Genomic DNA, 22,829 nt, shown 5'->3' on the forward strand with positions numbered 1-22,829 from the left:
ATGAGTAATACTGCTAGCCTAAAGAAAGAATATGCAGATCGTATTGCACCTGCATTGAAATCACAATTCCAGTATTCTTCAACGATGCAGGTACCCGTACTTAAGAAGATTGTTATCAATCAAGGTTTAGGTATGGCTGTTGCTGATAAGAAGATTATTGAAGTAGCAATCAATGAAATGACAGCTATCACAGGTCAGAAGGCCGTAGCTACCATTTCTCGTAAAGATATCGCAAACTTTAAGTTACGTAAAAAAATGCCGATTGGCGTTATGGTAACTTTGCGCCGTGAGAGAATGTATGAATTCTTGGAAAAACTAGTTCGTGTAGCTCTTCCTCGTATTCGTGACTTCAAAGGTATCGAAAGTAAGTTTGATGGTAAAGGTAACTATACCCTTGGTATTCAGGAACAAATCATTTTCCCTGAAATAAATATCGATAGTATTACAAGAATTCTCGGAATGAATATTACCTTTGTAACCTCTGCGGAGACAGATGAAGAAGGTTATGCCTTGTTGAAGGAATTCGGTTTACCTTTTAAAAACGCTAAAAAAGATTAATAGAATATGGCAAAGGAATCAATGAAGGCACGTGAAGTAAAGCGTGCTAAATTAGTAGCCAGATACGCCGAGAAAAGAGCTGCTTTGAAGCAAATCGTGAGAACAGGTGAACCTGCCGATGCTTTTGAAGCTGCACAGAAATTGCAAGAGTTGCCTAAGAATTCAAATCCGATTCGTATGCACAACCGTTGCAAACTGACTGGTCGTCCAAAAGGTTATATCCGTCAGTTCGGAATTTCAAGAATCCAGTTCCGTGAGATGGCATCTAACGGTCTGATCCCGGGCGTAAAGAAAGCAAGCTGGTAATTATTGTTTAAATATTGTCAGGGAAGTCCTGATTAATTTAATTTATTTTTATATGACTGATCCAATAGCAGATTATTTGACGAGGTTGCGGAACGCAATTGGTGCTAAGCACAGAGTTGTAGAAGTTCCCGCTTCGAACTTGAAAAAAGAAATCACTAAGATTCTTTTTGAAAAAGGCTACATTCTTAACTATAAGTTTGTAGAAGATGGTCCTCAAGGAACTATTAAGGTTGCCTTGAAGTATGATTCTGTTAACAAAGTTAACGCAATCAAAAAATTAGAAAGAGTATCTTCTCCGGGTATGCGTAAGTATACTGGTTACAAAGATATGCCGCGTGTTATTAATGGGCTGGGTATTGCTATAATATCTACTTCCAAAGGTGTAATGACTAACAAAGAAGCTGCTGAACTGAAAATCGGTGGTGAAGTCTTGTGTTACGTATATTAATTTAGGAGGAATAAGCAATGTCAAGAATAGGAAAATTACCCATTAGTATCCCTGCTGGAGTGACAGTCACTCTGAAGGATGATGTGGTTACCGTTAAGGGACCCAAAGGCGAACTTAGCCAATATGTGAATCCTGCTATCAATGTTGCCATTGAAGACGGACACGTGACTTTAACAGAAAACGAAAAAGAAATGATTGATAACCCGAAGCAAAAACATGCTTTCCACGGTTTGTATCGTTCTTTAGTTCATAACATGGTTGTGGGCGTGTCTGAAGGATATAAAAAGGAACTGGAACTTGTCGGTGTAGGTTACCGTGCTTCTAACCAAGGTAACATCATTGAACTGGCTTTAGGTTATACACACAATATTTTCATTCAATTGCCTGCTGAGGTGAAAGTTGAAACTAAGTCTGAAAGAAATAAGAACCCTCTTATTATATTGGAATCGTGTGACAAACAATTGCTTGGTCAAGTTTGCTCTAAAATACGTTCTTTCCGTAAGCCTGAACCATATAAGGGTAAAGGTATTAAGTTTGTTGGCGAAGTAATTCGTAGAAAGTCTGGTAAATCAGCCGGTGCTAAGTAAATCATATAAAATTAGATTATTATGACAACAAAAATAGAAAGACGAGTTAAGATCAAATATAGAGTACGCAATAAGATCTCAGGTACTGCTGAACGTCCGCGTATGAGTGTATTTAGAAGTAACAAGCAAATTTATGTCCAGATTATCGATGATCTTTCTGGTAAGACACTGGCTGCTGCTTCTTCTTTAGGTATGGCTGAGAAAGTCGCAAAGAAAGAACAAGCTGCTAAAGTTGGTGAAATGATTGCTAAAAAGGCTCAGGAAGCAGGTATAACTACTGTTGTTTTCGACCGTAATGGTTACTTGTATCATGGGAGAGTAAAAGAAGTAGCTGATGCTGCTCGTAACGGTGGACTTAAATTTTAATCATTATGGCAGGAGTTAATAATAGAGTTAAGGTTACTAACGATATAGAACTGAAGGATAGATTGGTTGCTATTAATCGTGTTACTAAAGTTACCAAAGGTGGTAGAACTTTTAGTTTCTCTGCAATCGTTGTTGTAGGTAACGAAGAAGGTATTATCGGTTGGGGACTTGGTAAAGCAGGTGAAGTAACAGCTGCTATCGCTAAAGGCGTAGAATCAGCTAAAAAGAACCTGGTGAAAGTACCTGTTTTGAAAGGTACTGTTCCTCATGAACAATCAGCTAAGTTTGGTGGTGCTGAAGTATTCATCAAACCTGCATCTCACGGAACCGGTGTAGTAGCTGGTGGTGCTATGCGTGCTGTATTGGAAAGTGTTGGTATTACTGACGTTTTGGCAAAATCTAAAGGTTCTTCAAATCCGCACAACCTTGTTAAAGCTACAATTGAAGCTTTGAGTGAGATGCGTGATGCAAGAATGATTGCTCAGAACAGAGGTATTAGTGTTGAAAAAGTATTTAGAGGATAAGGAGGAGATATGTCAATTATAAAGATTAAACAAGTTAAAAGTAGAATTGGTGCTCCAGCTGATCAGAAAAGAACTCTTGATGCACTGGGACTTCGCAAACTGAACCGTGTGGTTGAACACGAAAGCACTCCTTCAATTCTTGGAATGGTAGATAAAGTAAAACACTTGGTTGCCATTGTTAAGTAATTATTTGTTGAATAAAAAAACGAATTACAATATGAACTTAAGTAATTTAAAACCTGCAGAAGGATCTACTAAGACAAGAAAGAGAATAGGACGTGGTGCCGGTTCTGGCTTGGGGGGCACTTCTACAAGAGGTCATAAAGGAGCTAAATCAAGATCTGGATACTCTAAGAAAGTTGGCTTTGAAGGTGGTCAGATGCCTCTTCAACGTCGAGTACCTAAATTTGGTTTTAAGAATATCAATCGTGTAGAATATAAGGCTATCAACTTGGATACAATTCAGACGCTTGCAGACGCTAAGAATCTGACAAAAGTTGGTATTAGCGACTTTATTGAAGCAGGATTTATTTCTTCAAATCAATTGGTTAAAGTATTGGGTAACGGAGCTCTGACTAACAAGCTGGAAGTAGAAGCTAACGCATTCTCTAAGAGTGCTGCTGCTGCTATTGAAGCTGCTGGTGGAACTGTAGTAAAACTCTGATTCAATGAGAAAAGCTATTGAAACATTAAAGAATATATGGAAGATTGAGGATCTGAGACAGCGGATCCTCATCACCATATTGTTTGTGGCAATTTACCGTTTCGGATCATATGTCGTATTACCGGGTATTAATCCGGCAATGCTGGCAAAATTGCACGAACAAACAAGTGAAGGCCTTTTAGCCTTGTTAAATATGTTCTCTGGAGGAGCATTTTCTAATGCCTCTATTTTTGCATTAGGAATCATGCCTTATATCTCTGCATCTATCGTTATTCAGCTATTGGGAATCGCTGTGCCGTATTTCCAGAAGTTGCAGCGCGAAGGTGAGAGCGGCAGAAGAAAAATGAATCAATATACTCGTTATCTGACGATTGCTATATTGTTAGTTCAGGCCCCTTCTTATTTGCTCAATCTTAAAATGCAGGCTGGCCCTTCCTTAAATGCTTCATTAGATTGGACTCTGTTTATGGTTACCTCTACCATTATTTTGGCAGCAGGTAGTATGTTTATTTTGTGGCTTGGTGAAAGAATAACTGATAAAGGTATTGGTAACGGTATTTCATTTATCATCCTGATCGGTATTATCGCTCGTTTCCCTGATGCTTTGATACAAGAAGTTGTATCCAGAGTAGCAAATAAGAGTGGTGGTCTGATTATGTTTATAATTGAAGTCGTATTCTTATTGTTAGTAATTGGTGCTGCAATCCTGTTGGTACAAGGTACAAGAAAGATTCCTGTACAATATGCTAAAAGAATTGTAGGTAATAAACAATATGGTGGTGCAAGACAGTATATTCCTTTGAAGGTGAATGCTGCTGGTGTAATGCCTATTATCTTTGCTCAGGCAATCATGTTTATTCCAATTACATTTATCGGTTTTTCCAATAATGTAAATAACGCAGGTGGTTTCTTGCATGCGTTTACAGATCATACAAGTTTCTGGTATAATTTTGTTTTTGCGGTAATGATTATATTATTTACATATTTCTATACTGCAATTACAATCAATCCGACTCAGATGGCTGAGGATATGAAGAGAAATAATGGTTTCATCCCTGGTATCAAACCGGGAAAGAAAACAGCAGAGTATATTGATGATATCATGTCTCGTATTACTTTACCGGGTTCTTTCTTCTTGGCATTGGTTGCTATTATGCCTGCTTTTGCTGGTATATTTGGGGTTCAAGCTGGATTTGCTCAATTCTTCGGCGGTACATCTTTGTTAATTCTTGTAGGTGTTGTTCTTGATACACTGCAACAGGTTGAAAGTCATTTGTTGATGAGACATTATGATGGTCTGTTGAAATCAGGTCGTATTAAGGGACGCGCTGGTGTAGCGGCATATTAATTCTTTAGAATAGAAATGATATTTCTTAAGACAGAAGATGAAATAGAATTGCTCCGTCAGAGTAACCTGCTTGTCGGTAGAACTCTAGCTGAGGTTGCTAAAGTGGTGAAGCCTGGTGTAACTACACGTGAGTTGGATAAAGTTGCTGAAGAATTCATTAGAGATAATGGGGCAACTCCAACTTTTAAAGGATTCCCGAATCAATATGGAGACCCGTTTCCTGCATCCATCTGTACTTCTGTAAATGACCAGGTAGTACATGGAATTCCGGGGGATATTGTTTTGAAAGACGGCGATATCGTATCTGTGGATTGCGGAACTTATATGAATGGTTTTTGTGGAGATTCTGCTTATACTTTTTGTGTAGGAGAGGTAGACGAAGAAATTCGTAACTTGTTGAAGGTAACTAAAGAAGCGTTATATATCGGTATTCAGAATGCAGTACATGGAAAAAGAATCGGAGATATCGGATATGCTATTCAGCAATATTGTGAGTCTCATTCTTATGGTGTAGTGCGTGAGTTTGTCGGTCACGGCATCGGTAAGGAAATGCACGAAGATCCCCAGGTACCTAATTATGGTAAAAGAGGATATGGTCCTTTGATGAAAAGAGGTCTTTGCATTGCAATTGAGCCGATGATAACGTTGGGAGACAGACAAGTGATTATGGAAGGTGACGGATGGACTGTGAGGACCAGAGATCGTAAATGTGCTGCGCACTTTGAACATACGGTAGCTGTTGGAGTTGGTGAGGCTGATATTTTGTCTTCATTCAAATTCATAGAAGAAGTTTTAGGAGATAAAGCAATATAATATGGCAAAGCAATCTGCAATAGAACAAGATGGAGTTATAGTTGAAGCATTGTCTAATGCAATGTTTCGTGTTGAATTAGAAAACGGACATGAGATTACTGCACATATTTCAGGTAAGATGCGTATGCATTACATTAAGATTTTGCCGGGAGATAAAGTGAGAGTCGAAATGTCTCCTTACGACTTATCGAAAGGAAGAATTGTGTTTAGATATAAATAAAATTAAGATATGAAAGTAAGAGCATCATTAAAGAAACGCACGCCAGAATGTAAGATCGTTAGACGTAATGGCCGTTTGTATGTTATTAACAAGAAAAATCCTAAGTATAAACAACGTCAAGGATAATTTGTTATTTTTGCAAAAAAAATAATTTAGTATATGGCTATAAGAATAGTTGGTGTAGATTTACCTCAGAATAAAAGAGGTGAAATTGCGTTGACCTATGTATATGGAATAGGTCGCAGTAGTTCAGCAAAAATTTTAGATAAAGCTGGTGTAGATAAAGATCTGAAGGTTAAAGACTGGACAGATGATCAAGCTGCTAAGATTCGTGAGATTATCGGTGCAGAGTATAAAGTAGAAGGTGATCTTCGTTCTGAAATCCAATTGAACATTAAGCGATTAATGGATATTGGTTGTTACCGTGGTGTACGTCATCGTATTGGTCTGCCGGTTAGAGGTCAGAGCACTAAGAACAATGCGCGTACTCGTAAGGGTAGAAAGAAAACCGTTGCTAATAAGAAAAAAGCTACTAAATAATAATTGTTGATATGGCAAAAAAAACAGTTGCAGCTAAGAAGAGAAATGTGAAAGTAGACGCTAATGGACAGTTACACGTTCATTCATCTTTCAACAATATTATTGTTTCTCTTGCAAACAGTGAAGGGCAGATAATCTCTTGGTCATCTGCAGGAAAGATGGGATTTAGAGGTTCAAAAAAGAATACTCCTTATGCAGCTCAGATGGCTGCCCAGGATTGTGCAAAAATTGCATTTGATCTTGGCCTGAGAAAGGTAAAAGCATATGTGAAGGGTCCAGGTAACGGACGTGAGTCTGCTATTAGAACTATCCACGGAGCTGGTATTGAGGTTACAGAGATCATCGACGTAACTCCACTTCCACACAATGGTTGTCGTCCTCCGAAAAGACGTAGAGTTTAATTTACCTTTAACTTAAAATGATCTTGATTTTGTTTTTGGATTGCAATAATTTCTTCTCTGCAATCGCGGCTGCAACAAATTGAGTTCATGAATAAACAATTAAATATTTAAAAGAAATGGCTAGATATACTGGACCAAAATCAAGAATAGCCCGTAAATTCGGTGAAGGCATCTTTGGAGCTGATAAAGTTTTGTCAAAGAAGAACTATCCTCCCGGACAACACGGAAATTCAAGAAAAAGAAAAACTTCTGAATATGGTGTGCAACTTCGTGAAAAGCAGAAAGCGAAATACACTTATGGAGTTTTAGAAAAACAATTCCGCAATTTGTTTGAAAAAGCCGCTACCGCTAAAGGTATTACCGGTGAGGTGCTTCTTCAATTGCTGGAAGGCCGCCTTGACAACGTAGTATTCCGTTTGGGTATTGCTCCTACACGTGCTGCTGCTCGTCAGTTGGTTAGTCACAAGCATATTACTGTAGATGGTGAAGTGGTAAACATTCCTTCGTTCGCAGTAAAACCAGGACAATTGATTGGTGTTCGTGAAAGATCTAAATCTTTGGAAGTAATTGCTAACTCTCTTGCAGGTTTCAATCACAGCAAATACGCTTGGTTGGAGTGGGATGAAACTTCTAAGGTTGGTAAAATGTTGCATATACCTGAAAGAGCAGACATTCCTGAGAACATTAAAGAACATTTGATCGTTGAATTGTATTCTAAATAATAATTAATTTCATGGCGATATTAGCATTTCAAAAACCTGATAAAGTATTAATGTTGGAGGCGGACTCCAGATTCGGTAAATTCGAATTTCGTCCGTTGGAACCGGGGTTTGGTATTACCGTAGGTAATGCATTACGCCGTATCCTGCTCTCTTCATTAGAGGGTTTTGCTATCACTACTATCAGAATAGATGGTGTGGAGCATGAATTTTCTAGTGTACCTGGAGTAAAAGAGGATGTTACCAACATTATCTTGAATCTGAAACAAGTGAGATTCAAGCAAGTAGTTGAAGAATTCGAGAGCGAAAAAGTGAGTATCACTGTCGAGAATTCAAGTGAATTTAAAGCAGGTGACATAGGTAAGTATTTGACTGGATTTGAAGTGTTAAATCCGGAATTAGTTATTTGTCATTTAGATTCTAAGGCAACTATGCAGATTGATATTACTATTAACAAGGGTCGTGGATATGTTCCTGCTGATGAAAATCGCGAATATTGCACGGATGTTAATGTAATTCCAATCGACTCTATTTATACACCGATACGTAATGTCAAGTATGCTGTAGAAAACTTCCGTGTAGAACAGAAGACAGACTACGAAAAGCTAGTGCTTGAGATTAGTACCGACGGTTCTATACACCCGAAGGAAGCGCTGAAAGAAGCTGCAAAAATTCTGATTTATCACTTCATGTTGTTCTCTGACGAGAAGATCACGCTTGAAAGTAACGATACTGATGGCAATGAAGAGTTTGATGAAGAAGTATTGCATATGCGTCAGCTGTTGAAGACTAAGCTTGTTGATATGGACTTGTCAGTTCGCGCCCTCAATTGTTTGAAGGCTGCTGACGTAGAAACTCTCGGTGACTTGGTACAATTCAACAAAACTGACCTGTTGAAGTTCAGAAACTTCGGAAAGAAATCGCTTACCGAGCTTGATGATTTGCTGGAAAGTCTGAATCTATCGTTTGGAACCGACATTTCTAAATATAAATTAGATAAAGAATAAAAAATGAGACATAATAAAAAATTCAATCATTTAGGTCGTACTGCTTCTCATAGAAGCGCTATGTTATCTAACATGGCTTGCTCCTTGATCAAGCACAAAAGAATCACTACGACTGTGGCAAAGGCTAAAGCTTTGAAGAAGTTTGTTGAGCCTTTGATTACAAAGTCTAAAGAAGATACTACGAATTCTCGTCGTGTTGTATTTAGCAACCTGCAAGATAAGATTGCAGTAACAGAATTGTTCAAAGAAATCTCGGTTAAGATTGCTGACCGTCCGGGTGGTTATACTCGTATCATCAAGACTGGTAACCGTTTAGGTGACAATGCAGAAATGTGTTTCATTGAGTTGGTTGACTACAATGAAAACATGGCTAAAGAAAAAGTTGCTAAGAAAGCTACTCGTACTCGTCGTTCTAAGAAGAGTGCTGCTCCTGCTGCTGTTGAAGCTCCTGCAACTGAAGAACCAAAAGCTGAATCAGCTGAATAATTTTACAGTTATTCTTATACATATAAAAAAGGCTACTCATACGGGTAGCCTTTTTTGTATCCTTATATTTTAGTTATACTAAGATACATTAAAAGATTTACCGAATGAACTTTTCGTAAGAATTATCTGTTATATTTGCAGGAGAATATGGCAAAATTTGTAAAGGTAATATTGTTTCTGTTGCTGGCAGTTGCCCTTCATGGGGTCGCAGGCAATGTTTTCACTGAAAAACAGGTGGAACAACCAGAGCATGCTGTTACATATTCTATGAAACCGCAGGGGCAGATTAATGCTCCAGAATCTCCTTATCTTCCTGTGGCTGAATTAACTAATTTGCAAAGCCATCAGATATCGGTGACACGCATCCAACGTGTGCAAATCGGTGAATACTTCTCTTCTCTGAGAAATGTACTGCAATGTTGTGCAGACCGTGATAACTCACTGTCACAGCATTGGGGAAGGATTTATAATACTACAACTTCCTATTATTGCCAGCCTGCAAGTGAATATTATGTATTTACTTTAAGGCATATTATTATTTAGACGTTTATTTATTGGTATTATTTTACGGATTGCTGGCGTTAATTATATAGTGCCGGTCAGTCTTTATTATCTTCATATTTTTACTAATAATTTAAACTTCAATATTATGGCAACTCAAGCTATTGATGCTACTATATTTGCATCTTCACATCCCGATATCGCTAAACGTACGAGTATCTCCGGTCTTTTAATTTCTTGTGTAATGTTACTGATTGGTATTTTATCTTTTGCTTCTACTTTCGAACTGGAAGATAAATCGTCTACTGTCAGTATGGCTCTGATGGTCTTTGGAACAGGATTGTTCCTTTTAGGTATATTCCGGCTTTTCTGGAAGTCAAAAGAAGTGGTCTATGTTCCGACAGGAAGCATAACGAAAGAGCGTAGTGTTTTCTTTGATCTGAAGCATATGGACAAGTTGACTGACCTTGTTAATTCCGGTTCATTTTCTGCGGATTCAAAGATTAAGAGTGAGGCAAGTGGTAATATACGTATGGACGTGATACTATCTGCTGATAATAAATTTGCAGCTGTACAGCTATTCCAGTTTGTACCTTATACATATCAGCCGGTGACTGCTGTGCATTATTTTACCAATGATGCAGCTGCAGCTGTTGCTGCGTTTCTGACTAAAAGTCAATTGAATTAAAGTGCTTAATGCCAAATGGTGTTCATGTTGATGGCGAATTGTCATTCATCAGAAGATCATTTCTAAGATAGTCAAGTGCAGGGATGCAGGGATAAATGGATAATGGATTGATAATTACTGAATATCGCACTTCTATGTCTTAATAGCTTAGATACAAGCAGGCTTTAAGGAATAATTTGACATGTGGGGATTAACCGTCGATGACGGCAATCCCCATTTTTTTCATTAAGAAGCACGCATTCATGTTCTGTGCGACTCCGCTTCTCATCTGGTATGAAAATGTCAGTTCGTTGTTGGTAATGTCCGCTTCGAAACAATAATTCCGGATATTTTGTGGAAAAGCATCTATTAGTGTGCCTAGCAGTAGGTCATGAGTAGCGATAATACCATTGGCATCCATGCTCATGAACTGTTTGATTAAGGCAAAAGAACCTTTCTGTTTATCCATAGAGTTAGTTCCTTTCAGAATTTCATCAAGGATGATAAATAATTCTTCTCCGGCTTTGAGTTTATCAATGATTAGTTTCAGTCGTTTGAGTTCGGCGAAGAAGTAAGATTCGTTGTCGGTGAGTGAATCACTTGTCCGGAGGCTGGTGACAAGACGAGCGGGAAATATTTCCATTTTCGCAGCCCATACAGGAGCACCAATGCAAGCCAAGAGATAGTTGACACCTACGGTGCGCAGGTAAGTACTTTTGCCTGCCATGTTGGCGCCGGTAATAATGATAAAGAACGGGCGTTTCTCCATATCGATTCCATTGCGGACACATTTATTGCGGTCCATGAGCGGATGCCCTAAGGCTTCGGCTTGCAGATGGAAAGACTGAGAAGTTATTTGAGGATAGATGTAATCCGGATGGTTGTATGAGAATGTTGCAAGAGAACAATAAGCATCAATTGCTCCGATAGCTTCGATCCAGCGGGGGAGATCTGCGGAGTGTACTTCTTTCCATTTCTCGATTTGCATGACTTGGCGGAGTTCCCAAAATAGGAGGCCGTTCAAGATGGTGCTTATTAGCAGATTACCTCGTTGGTCGAGTGCATTCATGAGTTTAGCAAGGCGATGTACGGACTGGGAAGCTGTTTGATTTTGGCTTGTAAGTTCGGCTTTCAGTTGTTGCAGTGCAGGGCTGTGCATCTCTTTTTTCTCGGTGATGAGAATCTGGTCGGCGTAAGTAGACAGAATTTGTAGTTTTTCGCCATACGTCGCTTGTATTTTGGTTATTCCTTTTGAGAAGATAAAACTGAATACGACAAAGCATGCAAATACTATCCCGCTGATGCTTGCAGGGAGAAATCCCAGAATCGTTGCGCCGATACATAGGAGGTTTATAATACCTACTGCTGTCGGGAGGATACGGAGGAAAGCGTGTTTCCGATAGTCGCTCGGACTGTTTACCCATTCTTTAATTTCAGAGGTGTCGGATGGCTTGCCTTTATAAAGTAATCCGAGCAGGCGGAATTGTTGCCGAAACTCAAGTTCTGAAGATAGTTCCCGAATCGCTTCCTGACGTTGTTCGATAGCTTCTTTTTCTTCCAGATGCGCATTGAACCAGTTGGCAAGACGCTGTTTGCCGATGGGGGTCGAAGTACGATTGATATACTGGAATAGTGAGTGCTCGCCAAATATGTCCAAGTCGAAAGTATAGAGGTGAGACGGATCGATGTATTCTTTTCCGTTGTCGAAGTCGGAAAAGTCATATTGCAGTGCTCGTAGTTCCTGCTGATTGATTTCTATTTTCTTTTTGAGATAATCTTTCCAGTAAAACCATCGGTTGTGGCTTTGCACCAGCCAAATGAAAGCGATGATGGGAATTACGGTAAAGACGATGAGCTTTAACCATCCATCAGACCAAAAAATAATGGCGGAGGCTACTGCTTCTACGAATAAGATCAGTCTCAGAAGGCTGATATAGCGAATGCGTTTCTGCGCTTTTTGTAGTTGTTGTTCTGTTTCCTGAATGATTTGTTGATAGGTTGCTATAATATTTTCTTGTTTTTCCATACGATTATATTGCTTTTCGGACAAAGGTAATATAATTCGTAAAAAGCAGAATGGGAGCGTGTTTTTGTAAAGAGCAGATTTACTCTTTATTAACGGTCATTCAGTAATCGGTGATGAAGCAAGTTGTGATGGTTTAGAGCAAAGTTACATAGGAAATAAACACACTTTGTTATTGTCACTTGTCACCTTTGTGTGATAAGTGTCTTATAATTAGTCAAGTAATGGTGATAATAACCGGTGATAATAAGGTGATAATAGATGTTTTTCTGCTTTCTATTATCACCTGTTTTTAATAGATAATACGGTTAATTTGTTGATTATCAGTAGAAAGTGTACTCTTTTAAAGCCTTTGCCTATTTGTGTTAAGAATTCCCTTTTAGGCATGAATGTACGTTGTTTATGCCATATATTACTTCCTGTATGCCGCCTATATTAAGACAAGACTCGGCAACCTTAACCTGTAAACAAGGTTTGACTAATATATTTTGTTCGTTTCATATTTTCGTTTCACGTCCGTGATCTGTTCGGTTCACGTATGTGAGCTCAATGGTTTACGTACGTGGACTGATGGGAGCATGTACGTGAAACGATTTGTTGTTACTGACGGAATATATTAATCATGCCTGCATAATAGCATAATGAATCGTTCATTTGCTGTTGTTCCCGGGAGCTTATTCTTTCATAGTTGATATGGGGCTGACTAAAAAGTCGGTAGTATCTTAAATCTTCTCCTTCCCGAAGGGAGGGGAATTGGAGATACTACCGACTTTTTAGTCAACCCTGACGACTCAGGTATTAACGCCTGATATTCCGGATGAAAAAAGACAAGATAAGATTATAAAAAGAACCATAAACCGTATTTCATGAGTAAACAAACTTCGGGGACGATTGACTTGCTTCCGGGATAATTGTGTGTAAGAGGTGCTGTGCCAAGAAGGCGAAAGGGGCTTCTTGGCTTCTTTTTTCAACATTTCTTTTTCCATTCTTGCATTTATGCGCTAAAATTTATAACTTTCCACTCGAAAAGGCGTTGAATGAAGAAAGGAGGATGGCTTATGAAGAAAGGATATGTTTTGTGGTTGCTGATAAGCGTGATTAGCCTTCCGGTAGTTGCGCAGAATATCATTTATTCGAACTTGAAAGAGTTGATGGCTCAAGATGGCGATACCCTTGCGGTGTTGCGAGTAGAGAAGCGTTCCAGAAGCCAGATTCTATTGACAGGCGGGGCTGACTACCGGATAACGGCAGGCAATGATGAATCTATGTGCCGCCAGTTGAAGAAGCGTTGTTTTGCGGTGCGTACTTCTGAAGGAGACTTATTTATCAACTGTCGTAAGTTGCGTTATAAAAAGATGCGTTTCGGGGCGTGGTATGCTCCGGCTGTTCAGTTGGGCAAAAATATCTATTTCTGTGCGATGCCATTAGGGTCGGTAATCGGTGGGACATTTGCAGAAGAAGATGATGTGAAACTGGGTGGAAATGTGGGAGATGCTCTTGCCGCTTCAAGTCTGGTTACTAAACGGGTCTGCTATGAGCTGAACGGTGAGACCGGAAAGATTGATTTTGTAGGAAAAGAAAAGATGGCGCAACTGCTGGAAAAACATCCGGACTGGAAGAAAGCCTACCTTACAAAAGATAGTCAGGAAGCGAAGCATACCTTCAAGTATCTGCAAATGCTGTGTGGTGAGCAGCAGAAAGAATAAATAATACCTTTCTGATAATAAATCTGCCAAAACCTTTGTCTTTTCTCTTCTTTTTTTCTATATTGCGAAGAGTTATAGAACTGTATTGCTTACAGTTTGTAATCCTTAATTCTGCTTATTATGAAGATAACTCTTGGCAACACGTTACCTCCCTACCCAGCTTTCATAGAAGGTATCCGGAGGGCCCCCGACCGTAGTTATACGCTTACGCCGGCGCAGACAGCTACGGCATTGAAGAATGCATTGCGCTATATCCCCTTGGAATTGCATGAGCAACTGGCACCTGAATTTATGGAAGAATTGCGTACCCGTGGGCGAATTTACGGATACCGCTTCCGCCCCGCAGGCGATCTGAAAGCCAGACCGATTGATGAATATCGTGGCAAATGTGTGGAAGGCAAAGCCTTTCAAGTAATGATTGACAACAATCTCTGTTTTGATATCGCGTTGTATCCCTATGAACTTGTTACTTATGGTGAAACCGGACAAGTTTGTCAGAACTGGATGCAATACCTTCTGATCAAGCAATATCTCGAAGAACTTACTCCTGAGCAAACACTGGTCATTGAGTCCGGACATCCGTTGGGACTGTTTCGTTCCCGTCCCGATGCTCCCCGCGTTATTATTACCAACTCTATGATGATAGGTCAGTTCGACAATCAGCACGACTGGCACATTGCCGCACAAATGGGAGTTGCCAACTATGGGCAGATGACGGCGGGCGGCTGGATGTATATCGGTCCGCAGGGTATTGTTCATGGCACTTTCAATACATTACTCAATGCCGGACGATTGAAACTCGGCATTCCGCAGGACAAAGATTTGCGTGGTCACTTCTTCGTATCTTCCGGTTTGGGAGGAATGAGCGGGGCACAGCCAAAGGCAGCCGAAATAGCCGGAGCAGCCTCTATTATAGCCGAAGTCGATAGCTCCCGTATCGAAACACGTTATCGGCAGGGATGGGTAGGCCATGTCACACAAGACTTGTCGGAGGCTTTCCGTCTGGCAAAAGAAGCGATGGAACGTCGGGAACCTTGCTCGGTAGCCTATCATGGCAACGTCGTCGATTTGCTGGAATATGCGGAACGTGAGCAGATTCATATTGAACTTTTGTCCGATCAGACCTCTTGCCATGCCGTTTACGAAGGAGGTTACTGTCCCGCAGGCTTGACTTTCGAAGAGCGGACCCGCCTTCTTCATGAATCCCCTGATCAGTTCCGTCGTCTGGCAGACGCTTCCTTGCGCCGCCATTTTGAGGTAATCCGGAAACTGGTGGCACGCGGCACTTACTTCTTCGATTATGGCAACTCCTTTATGAAAGCGGTTTATGATGCCGGAGTGAAAGAGATTTCCCGCAATGGCGTTGATGAGAAAGACGGATTTATATGGCCGAGTTATGTAGAAGATATCATGGGACCCCAACTCTTTGATTATGGTTATGGCCCCTTCCGATGGGTATGTCTGAGCGGTAGGCACGAAGATCTGATAAAAACGGACCGTGCCGCAATGGAGTGCATTGATGTCAATCGACGGGGACAGGATCTGGATAATTATAACTGGATACGCGACGCCGAAAAGAACAGGCTGGTAGTAGGTACTCAGGCACGTATTCTCTATCAGGATGCCGTGGGAAGAATGAATATCGCCCTCCGTTTCAATGAAATGGTACGGCGGGGAGAAGTAGGACCGATCATGTTGGGCCGTGATCATCATGATGTGAGTGGAACCGATTCGCCTTTCCGTGAGACATCGAATATCAAAGATGGAAGTAATGTCATGGCTGATATGGCCGTGCAGTGTTTTGCCGGAAACTGCGCCCGTGGCATGAGCTTGGTAGCCCTGCATAATGGCGGCGGAGTCGGTATCGGAAAAGCGATTAATGGCGGCTTCGGCATGGTATGTGACGGCAGCGAACGGGTAGACGAGATACTTCGCTCGGCTATGCTTTGGGATGTGATGGGCGGAGTGGCCCGCCGTTCGTGGGCCCGCAATCCGCATGCAATGGAAACTAGTGACGCTTTCAATGAATCACATTCGGAAGGGTATCATATAACGATGCCTTATCTGGTTGATGACGAGCTGATTAAAAAGACAATAAAAGAAGTATTGTAATAGAAAGTAACGAAATAGAGAAATAAATATGAATTGGAGTAAGATCATCGAATGTGTCCCCAACTTTAGCGAGGGACGTGATTTGGAGAAAATAGACAAGATAGTAGCCCCTTTTCGTGGCAAATCCGGCGTGAAGCTGCTCGACTATAGCAATGATGAAGATCATAACCGTCTGGTAGTCACTTTGGTTGGCGAACCGGAAGCCTTGCGCGATGCAGTCATTGAAGCTATCGGCATTGCTGTCCGTCTGATAGACCTTAACCATCATAGCGGACAGCATCCCCGCATGGGAGCGGTGGACGTGGTTCCTTTCATTCCGATCAAGAATACGACGATGGAAGAAGCCGTCGCCCTGTCGAAAGAAGTGGCTTCCCGGGTGGCGGAACTATATAATCTCCCTGTCTTTCTGTATGAAAAGTCCGCCACAGCTCCGCATCGGGAAAATCTGGCCTCCGTCCGTAAGGGAGAATTTGAAGGAATGGCGGAGAAAATCAGACTTCCCGAATGGCAGCCCGACTTCGGTCCTGCCGAGCGTCATCCCACTGCCGGAACGGTAGCTATCGGTGCCCGAATGCCGCTGGTTGCTTATAACATCAATCTGAGTACCAATAATCTTGAAATAGCCACGAAGATAGCAAAGAATATCCGGCATATCAACGGCGGTCTCCGCTACGTCAAAGCAATGGGGGTGGAACTGAAAGAGCGGAATATCACCCAAGTATCCATTAATATGACCGATTACACCCGCACCGCCCTTTACCGTGCTTTCGAATTGGTGCGTATTGAGGCCCGTCGCTATGGAGTGACGATTGTTGGAAGTGAGATCATTGGTCTGGTGCCGATGGAAGCGCTGATAGATACGGCCTCCTATTATTTAGGACTGGAGAATTTCTCCATGCAGCAGGTGCTGGAAGCGCGTATCATGGAATAGCGCCCGGAGTATTCAAATAATGTGTGTCCGATATAAAGCTGCTGAAACTTATATCGACTTATGATTGAAATAGTAAGAACCGAATAATAAAAGATCAATGAGTGAAAACCTGATTATATTCAATGCCCGTATTGTCACCCCGACAGGAACCTCCGCCCGTAAAGGTGCGGAAATGGGACAACTCCGTATCATAGAAAACGGAACGGTAGAAGTGACCAAAGGCATCATCACTTACGTCGGTGAGAGCCGTGGCGAAGATCGTGACGGCTACTACCAGCATTACTGGCATTACAACGCCCGGGGACATTGCCTGCTTCCGGGCTTTGTCGATTCGCATACCCATTTTGTTTTTGGCGGAGAACGTTCCGAAGAATTTTCATGGCGGCTGAAAGGCGAAAGCTATATGTCCATCATGGAACATGGCGGAGGGATAGCCAGTACCGTAAAAGCTACCCGGCAAATGAATTTCCTGAAACTTCGCTCGGCAGCCGAAGGTTTTCTGAAGAAGATGAGTGCTATGGGAGTCACCACGGTAGAAGGCAAAAGCGGCTATGGACTCGATCGGGAAACAGAATTGCTGCAACTGAAAATAATGCGCAGCCTGAACAATGACGAACACAAACGTATCGACATTGTATCCACTTTCTTAGGAGCCCACGCCCTTCCCGAAGAGTATAAAGGAAGAGGAGACGAATACATCGACTTTCTGATTCGTGAAATGCTCCCCGTTATCCGCGAGAACGAACTTGCCGAATGTTGTGATGTCTTTTGCGAACAAGGAGTTTTCTCTGTCGAACAGTCCCGCCGTCTCCTTCGGGAAGCCAAAGAACAAGGCTTCCTGTTAAAGCTCCATGCCGATGAAATCGTTTCCTTTGGTGGCGCTGAGCTGGCTGCCGAACTGGGCGCTTTGTCTGCCGATCATCTGCTTCAGGCTTCCGATGCCGGAATCCGTGCAATGGCCGATGCAGGAGTAGTAGCTACCCTGCTGCCTCTGACGGCTTTCGCGCTGAAAGAACCTTATGCACGCGGTCGTGAAATGATTGATGCCGGCTGTGCCGTAGCACTTGCCACAGACTTGAATCCGGGAAGCTGTTTCTCCGGTTCCATCCCGTTGACCATTGCTTTGGCGTGTATTTACATGAAACTTAGCATCGAAGAAACCATCACTGCCCTTACACTGAACGGAGCTGCTGCCCTTCATCGGGCAGACCGGATCGGAAGTATCGAAGTAGGCAAGCAAGGTGACTTTGTCATACTGAATTCGGACAATTATCACATTCTGCCATACTACGTAGGCATGAACTGTGTCATCATGACTATTAAAGGCGGTATGTTATACCCCGTCAATTGATAACTAAAAGCATAAAATACCATGTTAGCAGATTTAACCGTAAAAGATTTTTTAGATAAGGTAGCCGGCAATGATCCGGTACCCGGCGGTGGCAGTATTGCTGCTTTAGGCGGAGCGCTGGCTTCTGCTTTGGCCACGATGGTGACGAGACTCACCATCGGAAAGAAAGGATATGAAGCCAGCGAAGAAGTAATGCAGCACGCACAGACGCTTACCACCCGATTCCAAAAAGAATTCGTCGCCTTGATTGATAAAGACTCCGAAGCCTATGATGAAGTTTTTGCCTGTTTTAAACTTCCCAAAGCTACCGATGAAGAAAAAGCTGCCCGCAGCGCTGCCATTCAGGAAGCCACCAGGCATGCCGCCCTCATTCCGATGGAAGTTGCCCGGAAAGCACTTGAAGTGATGCCCGTCATAGCAGACATCGCCCGTCTGGGAAACCGGAACGCTATTACAGACGCCTGTGTAGCCATGATGGCGGCACGATCCGCCGTATTGGGGGCATTGCTGAATGTCCGCATTAATCTGGGGGTACTCAAAGACAAAGAATTTGTCCAGGGCTTGCAAGCCGAAGCGGACCGGATAGAGCAAACCGCCTGCCGGAAAGAGAAAGAATTACTGGATGCCGTCAACCAAGATTTACGCGTATGAGCAAGAATGTGTATCAAATAGGTTCCGGAGAACTGACCTTCGAAATCATCGAACGGATCATCAACGAGAATCTGAAGCTGGAACTGGCTCCCGAAGCCAAGCTCCGCATTCAGAAATGCCGTGATTATCTCGACCATAAAATAGCTGCTTCCGAAGAACCTTTATATGGCATTACTACAGGCTTTGGTTCTTTATGTACTAAAAATATATCTCCCGACGAATTGGGAACCTTACAGGAAAACCTCATCAAGAGCCATGCTTGCAGTGTAGGAGAAGAAATTCGTCCTGTCATTATCAAACTGATGATGCTGCTCAAAGCCCATGCTCTCTCGTTGGGGCACAGTGGCGTACAACTTATTACCGTACAGCGTATTCTCGATTTTTTCAATAACGACGTACTGCCCATTGTCTACGATCGTGGTTCTTTGGGTGCTTCCGGCGATCTTGCCCCATTAGCAAATCTGTTTCTTCCTCTGATTGGTGTAGGCGACGTTAACTATAAAGGAAAGAAATGCGAAGCAATCAGCGTACTCGACGAATTTGGCTGGGAGCCCGTCCGGCTCATGAGCAAGGAAGGGCTTGCGTTGCTCAATGGTACACAGTTCATGAGTGCCAATGGTGTGTTTGCTATTCTCAAAGCCTTCCGTCTCTCTAAAAAGGCCGATTTGATAGCTGCCCTTTCTCTTGAGGCTTTTGACGGGCGCATTGACCCGTTTATGGATTGTATCCAACAGATACGCCCTCATCCCGGACAGATAGAAACAGGAGAGGCCTTTCGTAAGCTGCTGGCTGGCAGTGAACTGATCGAGCGTCCTAAGGCGCACGTGCAAGATCCTTACTCTTTTCGCTGTATCCCGCAAGTGCATGGCGCAACGAAAGATGCTATCCGCTATGTTTCTTCCGTGTTGCTGACTGAAATTAATTCCGTTACAGACAATCCCACGATCTTTCCTGATGAAGACAGAATCATCTCCGGTGGAAATTTTCACGGCCAGCCACTTGCCATTTCCTATGACTTTCTCGCCATTGCTTTGGCAGAACTGGGAAATATTTCCGAACGTCGTGTTTCCCAATTGATCATGGGGCTCCGTGAACTTCCGGAGTTTCTGGTAGCCAATCCGGGACTAAATTCCGGTTTCATGATTCCACAATATGCCGCTGCATCTATGGTCAGCCAGAACAAAATGTACTGTTATGCCGCGTCAAGCGATTCCATTGTCTCGTCTAATGGACAGGAAGACCACGTAAGTATGGGCGCCAATGCCGCGACTAAACTTTATAAAGTGATGGATAATCTGGAGCATATCCTTGCTATCGAACTGATGAATGCCGCACAGGGTATCGATTTCCGCCGTCCGTTGAAAACCTCTCCGCTTTTGGAGAGTTTCCTGAATGCTTATCGGAAAGAAGTGCCTTTTGTGAAAGATGACATCGTGATGTACAAAGAGATACATAAAACAGTTGCTTTTTTAAAAAGGACTAAGTTAGAGTACTAAACCTCCTTTTGTTTATCGTTAATAATGGGTGACTGTTACTGCCGGATAACATATCGATTCTTATCGGTATTTATCCGGCATTTACCGGTTATTTCCCTCTTCATAACGATAAAACTTTACTTCATATACCGCTATTCCTTACTTTTGCTCTGTATTTCCTATTAACACTTGTTTTCATATACCTCTAGTGAATGATAATATTTATCAAATGGGCTATAAATAAAAGGAAACTTGATTTGTTAATTGAGTTTTCTATATATCTTTGTTCCGTTTTTCCCCTAAAGTGGTGAATTTATAGTAAACTGAGTCTAACAAAATCTAAAAAAGAGTGATGATGGAGCATGGAAGAGACGCGTCCCAAAAGGCAGAGTTGAGAGAACGGATCATAATGACCGCGACAGAAGCTTTTACTTTGAAAGGTATTAAGTGTATTACGATGGATGACATTGCGGCAGCATTGGGAATTTCCAAACGTACGCTCTATGAGGTTTTTGCAGATAAGGAATCATTATTGAAGGAGTGTATTCTGCATAAACAGGCTGAAAGAGACAAATACTTACAGGCAATATACGAACAATCTAATAATGTGCTGGAGGTTATACTTGCTGTTTTTCAGAAGAGTATTGAGATCTTTCACCAGACAAATAAACGCTTTTTTGAGGATATCAAGAAATATCCGAAGGTGTATGCAATGATGAAAGACCGTAGTGAAAGTGACTCGGAAAAGACGATGTCTTTTTTTAAGTCGGGTGTGGAGCAAGGTATTTTTCGTTCGGATGTCAACTTTGAGATAGTCAACCTGTTGGTACGCGAACAGTTCGATGTGTTGTTGAATACGGATATTTGCAACGAATATCCTTTTATAGAAGTATACGAATCCATCATGTTTACTTATATACGTGGTATTTCCACGGAAAAAGGAGCCAGAGTTTTAGAAGAATTTATATCAGAATATCGTAAAAACCGGGTCGAACAACAATAGGAGTAAGATTCGGATGACAAACAATTAAGGATCAAATAGAAACGAGTTTATGAACAGATTGAAAAGATTGACAGGCAAGAAAATGCTTCTGACAGCAATGGCGCTCTGTGCGTTTGGCTTTGCAAAGGCTCAGACAGAACAGACAGCGCAGAATACGCTGACGCTGACGCTGGATAAAGCCCTGGAAATAGCGTTGGATGAGAATCCTACGATAAAGGTGGCAGCAGAAGAAATTGCCTTGAAGAAAGTTGCAAGTAAGGAAGCGTGGCAGAGTCTGCTACCTGAAGCAAGCCTAAACGGATCACTGGATCACACGATCAAAGCGGCTGAAATGAAACTGAACGACATGTCGTTCAAGATGGGGCAAGACGGTACGAATACCGCTAATGCCGGACTGAGCATTAACCTACCTTTGTTTGCACCGGCAGTTTACCGGGCTATGTCAATGACAAAGACGGATATCGAACTGGCGGTAGAGAAGTCACGTGCTTCCGAACTGGATCTGATCAATCAGGTAACTAAAGCTTATTATCAGCTGATGCTTGCTCAGGATAGTTATGAAGTACTTCAGGGCAGTTATAAGTTGGCAGAAGATAATTTCAACGTTGTGAACGCTAAATATCAACAAGGAGCAGTCAGCGAATTTGATAAGATCAGTGCAGAGGTGCAGATGCGTAGCATCAAACCAAATGTAATTTCTGCCGCTAATGCTGTGACGCTGGCGAAACTCCAGTTGAAAGTGCTGATGGGAATTACGGCAGATGTAGATATTAAGACTGACGATAATCTGACAAACTACGAATCAATGCTGTTTGCCAATCAGTTGAAAGAAGAAGATATGAGTTTGGATAATAATACGACGATGAAGCAGTTTGAGTTGAATATGAAGTTGCTCGAAAAGAACGTGAAGTCGTTGAGAACGAACTTTATACCTACTTTGTCGATGAGTTTCTCTTATCAGTATCAGTCTTTGTATAATCCGAATATCAATTTCTTTGATTATACATGGAGCAACAGTTCATCTTTGATGTTCAATCTGAGTATTCCTTTGTATAGAGCGAGCAACTTTACGAAAGTAAAATCAGCCCGCATCCAGATGCGCCAGCTCGACTGGAACCGCATTGATACGGAGAGAAAGCTGAATATGCAAGTAGTAAGCTACCGTAACAATATGACTGCCAGTTCAGAACAGGTTGTCAGCAACAAGGAAAACGTGATGCAAGCTGAAAAAGCGGTGCAGATTGCCGGAAAACGTTACGAAGTAGGTAAGGGAACCGTACTCGAACTTAATAGTTCGCAAGTATCCCTGACACAGGCACAACTTACTTATAATCAATCAATCTACGATTACCTGACAGCGAAGGCTGACCTTGATCAGGTTTTGGGAAAACAATAAAGAAGATAGACAACTAAAATTACAAC

28 protein-coding genes are annotated in these 22,829 nt (G+C 41.9%); 27 read left to right on the plus strand and 1 reads right to left on the minus strand.

The window, feature by feature from the left end:
- The 19 genes from rplE (at position 1) to HMPREF2794_RS04540 (ending at position 10,176) form a co-directional block, all read left to right on the plus strand.
- Positions 1–558 (plus strand): 50S ribosomal protein L5, encoded by a 558-nt coding sequence (gene rplE, locus HMPREF2794_RS04455; RefSeq protein ID WP_005675434.1) that lies wholly within the window; start codon positions 1–3, stop codon positions 556–558.
- Between the two features lie 6 nt (positions 559–564).
- Positions 565–864 (plus strand): 30S ribosomal protein S14, encoded by a 300-nt coding sequence (gene rpsN, locus HMPREF2794_RS04460; protein WP_008762042.1) that lies wholly within the window; start codon positions 565–567, stop codon positions 862–864.
- 52 nt (positions 865–916) lie between these two features.
- Complete coding sequence (gene rpsH / locus HMPREF2794_RS04465) at positions 917–1,312, plus strand: 30S ribosomal protein S8 (protein WP_008762043.1); 396 nt, start codon at positions 917–919, stop codon at positions 1,310–1,312.
- Between the two features lie 17 nt (positions 1,313–1,329).
- Positions 1,330–1,899 (plus strand): 50S ribosomal protein L6, encoded by a 570-nt coding sequence (rplF, locus tag HMPREF2794_RS04470; RefSeq protein WP_008765429.1) that lies wholly within the window; start codon positions 1,330–1,332, stop codon positions 1,897–1,899.
- Positions 1,900–1,920: 21 nt separating this feature from the next.
- Entirely contained in the window at positions 1,921–2,265 is a 345-nt protein-coding gene (gene rplR / locus HMPREF2794_RS04475; protein WP_008765430.1) for a 50S ribosomal protein L18, read from the plus strand.
- Between the two features lie 5 nt (positions 2,266–2,270).
- Positions 2,271–2,789 carry a 30S ribosomal protein S5 gene (gene rpsE, locus HMPREF2794_RS04480; RefSeq protein ID WP_008762045.1) on the plus strand — a complete coding sequence of 173 codons (519 nt, stop codon included), beginning with the start codon at positions 2,271–2,273 and terminating at the stop codon, positions 2,787–2,789.
- A gap of 9 nt (positions 2,790–2,798) precedes the next feature.
- Positions 2,799–2,975, plus strand: coding sequence for a 50S ribosomal protein L30 (gene rpmD / locus HMPREF2794_RS04485; RefSeq protein ID WP_005782220.1), 177 nt, complete (start codon positions 2,799–2,801; stop codon positions 2,973–2,975).
- 31 nt (positions 2,976–3,006) lie between these two features.
- Entirely contained in the window at positions 3,007–3,453 is a 447-nt protein-coding gene (gene rplO, locus HMPREF2794_RS04490; RefSeq protein WP_008762046.1) for a 50S ribosomal protein L15, read from the plus strand.
- Positions 3,454–3,457: 4 nt separating this feature from the next.
- Positions 3,458–4,801: a preprotein translocase subunit SecY gene (gene secY / locus HMPREF2794_RS04495; protein ID WP_008762047.1), complete on the plus strand. Its 1,344-nt coding sequence runs from the start codon at positions 3,458–3,460 to the stop codon at positions 4,799–4,801.
- A gap of 15 nt (positions 4,802–4,816) precedes the next feature.
- On the plus strand, positions 4,817–5,614 hold the full coding sequence (map, locus tag HMPREF2794_RS04500) for a type I methionyl aminopeptidase (protein WP_010535559.1): 798 nt from the start codon (positions 4,817–4,819) through the stop codon (positions 5,612–5,614).
- Between the two features lies 1 nt (position 5,615).
- Positions 5,616–5,834, plus strand: coding sequence for a translation initiation factor IF-1 (infA, locus tag HMPREF2794_RS04505; RefSeq protein WP_002558052.1), 219 nt, complete (start codon positions 5,616–5,618; stop codon positions 5,832–5,834).
- Positions 5,835–5,843: 9 nt separating this feature from the next.
- On the plus strand, positions 5,844–5,960 hold the full coding sequence (gene ykgO, locus HMPREF2794_RS27555; protein WP_002558051.1) for a type B 50S ribosomal protein L36: 117 nt from the start codon (positions 5,844–5,846) through the stop codon (positions 5,958–5,960).
- Between the two features lie 33 nt (positions 5,961–5,993).
- Positions 5,994–6,374 (plus strand): 30S ribosomal protein S13, encoded by a 381-nt coding sequence (gene rpsM / locus HMPREF2794_RS04510; RefSeq protein ID WP_004296328.1) that lies wholly within the window; start codon positions 5,994–5,996, stop codon positions 6,372–6,374.
- A gap of 11 nt (positions 6,375–6,385) precedes the next feature.
- On the plus strand, positions 6,386–6,775 hold the full coding sequence (rpsK, locus tag HMPREF2794_RS04515) for a 30S ribosomal protein S11 (RefSeq protein WP_004296327.1): 390 nt from the start codon (positions 6,386–6,388) through the stop codon (positions 6,773–6,775).
- A 116-nt stretch (positions 6,776–6,891) separates the two neighbouring features.
- Positions 6,892–7,497 (plus strand): 30S ribosomal protein S4, encoded by a 606-nt coding sequence (gene rpsD / locus HMPREF2794_RS04520; RefSeq protein ID WP_008762050.1) that lies wholly within the window; start codon positions 6,892–6,894, stop codon positions 7,495–7,497.
- 11 nt (positions 7,498–7,508) lie between these two features.
- Positions 7,509–8,501: a DNA-directed RNA polymerase subunit alpha gene (locus HMPREF2794_RS04525; RefSeq protein WP_008762051.1), complete on the plus strand. Its 993-nt coding sequence runs from the start codon at positions 7,509–7,511 to the stop codon at positions 8,499–8,501.
- 3 nt (positions 8,502–8,504) lie between these two features.
- Positions 8,505–8,987, plus strand: coding sequence for a 50S ribosomal protein L17 (rplQ, locus tag HMPREF2794_RS04530; RefSeq protein ID WP_010535558.1), 483 nt, complete (start codon positions 8,505–8,507; stop codon positions 8,985–8,987).
- A gap of 147 nt (positions 8,988–9,134) precedes the next feature.
- On the plus strand, positions 9,135–9,530 hold the full coding sequence (locus HMPREF2794_RS04535; protein WP_008765431.1) for a hypothetical protein: 396 nt from the start codon (positions 9,135–9,137) through the stop codon (positions 9,528–9,530).
- A gap of 106 nt (positions 9,531–9,636) precedes the next feature.
- Positions 9,637–10,176, plus strand: coding sequence for a hypothetical protein (locus HMPREF2794_RS04540; RefSeq protein ID WP_010535556.1), 540 nt, complete (start codon positions 9,637–9,639; stop codon positions 10,174–10,176).
- A gap of 190 nt (positions 10,177–10,366) precedes the next feature.
- Here the strand turns inward: HMPREF2794_RS04540 and HMPREF2794_RS04545 are convergent, their stop codons facing one another.
- Positions 10,367–12,181: a MutS family DNA mismatch repair protein gene (locus HMPREF2794_RS04545; RefSeq protein ID WP_010535555.1), complete on the minus strand. Its 1,815-nt coding sequence runs from the start codon at positions 12,179–12,181 to the stop codon at positions 10,367–10,369.
- Between the two features lie 1,055 nt (positions 12,182–13,236).
- Here HMPREF2794_RS04545 and HMPREF2794_RS04550 point away from each other — a divergent pair.
- The 8 genes from HMPREF2794_RS04550 to HMPREF2794_RS04585 all read left to right on the plus strand — a co-directional run bounded on the left by HMPREF2794_RS04550 (position 13,237) and on the right by HMPREF2794_RS04585 (position 22,803).
- Positions 13,237–13,884, plus strand: coding sequence for a DUF6563 family protein (locus tag HMPREF2794_RS04550; protein WP_070751023.1), 648 nt, complete (start codon positions 13,237–13,239; stop codon positions 13,882–13,884).
- Between the two features lie 120 nt (positions 13,885–14,004).
- On the plus strand, positions 14,005–15,996 hold the full coding sequence (locus tag HMPREF2794_RS04555; RefSeq protein ID WP_070751015.1) for a urocanate hydratase: 1,992 nt from the start codon (positions 14,005–14,007) through the stop codon (positions 15,994–15,996).
- Between the two features lie 28 nt (positions 15,997–16,024).
- Positions 16,025–16,927 carry a glutamate formimidoyltransferase gene (ftcD, locus tag HMPREF2794_RS04560; RefSeq protein WP_008762058.1) on the plus strand — a complete coding sequence of 301 codons (903 nt, stop codon included), beginning with the start codon at positions 16,025–16,027 and terminating at the stop codon, positions 16,925–16,927.
- Between the two features lie 97 nt (positions 16,928–17,024).
- On the plus strand, positions 17,025–18,278 hold the full coding sequence (gene hutI / locus HMPREF2794_RS04565) for an imidazolonepropionase (protein WP_055269542.1): 1,254 nt from the start codon (positions 17,025–17,027) through the stop codon (positions 18,276–18,278).
- Positions 18,279–18,299: 21 nt separating this feature from the next.
- Positions 18,300–18,929 (plus strand): cyclodeaminase/cyclohydrolase family protein, encoded by a 630-nt coding sequence (locus HMPREF2794_RS04570; protein WP_055269541.1) that lies wholly within the window; start codon positions 18,300–18,302, stop codon positions 18,927–18,929.
- Complete coding sequence (hutH, locus tag HMPREF2794_RS04575) at positions 18,926–20,425, plus strand: histidine ammonia-lyase (RefSeq protein ID WP_055269540.1); 1,500 nt, start codon at positions 18,926–18,928, stop codon at positions 20,423–20,425. Before HMPREF2794_RS04570 ends, hutH begins: the two co-directional genes overlap by 4 nt.
- 331 nt (positions 20,426–20,756) lie before the next feature.
- Positions 20,757–21,407: a TetR/AcrR family transcriptional regulator gene (locus HMPREF2794_RS04580; protein WP_010535549.1), complete on the plus strand. Its 651-nt coding sequence runs from the start codon at positions 20,757–20,759 to the stop codon at positions 21,405–21,407.
- A gap of 49 nt (positions 21,408–21,456) precedes the next feature.
- On the plus strand, positions 21,457–22,803 hold the full coding sequence (locus tag HMPREF2794_RS04585; protein ID WP_010535548.1) for a TolC family protein: 1,347 nt from the start codon (positions 21,457–21,459) through the stop codon (positions 22,801–22,803).
- Positions 22,804–22,829: the final 26 nt, after the last annotated feature.

Source organism: Bacteroides sp. HMSC067B03 (genome assembly GCF_001811315.1).
Taxonomy (GTDB): domain Bacteria; phylum Bacteroidota; class Bacteroidia; order Bacteroidales; family Bacteroidaceae; genus Bacteroides; species Bacteroides faecis.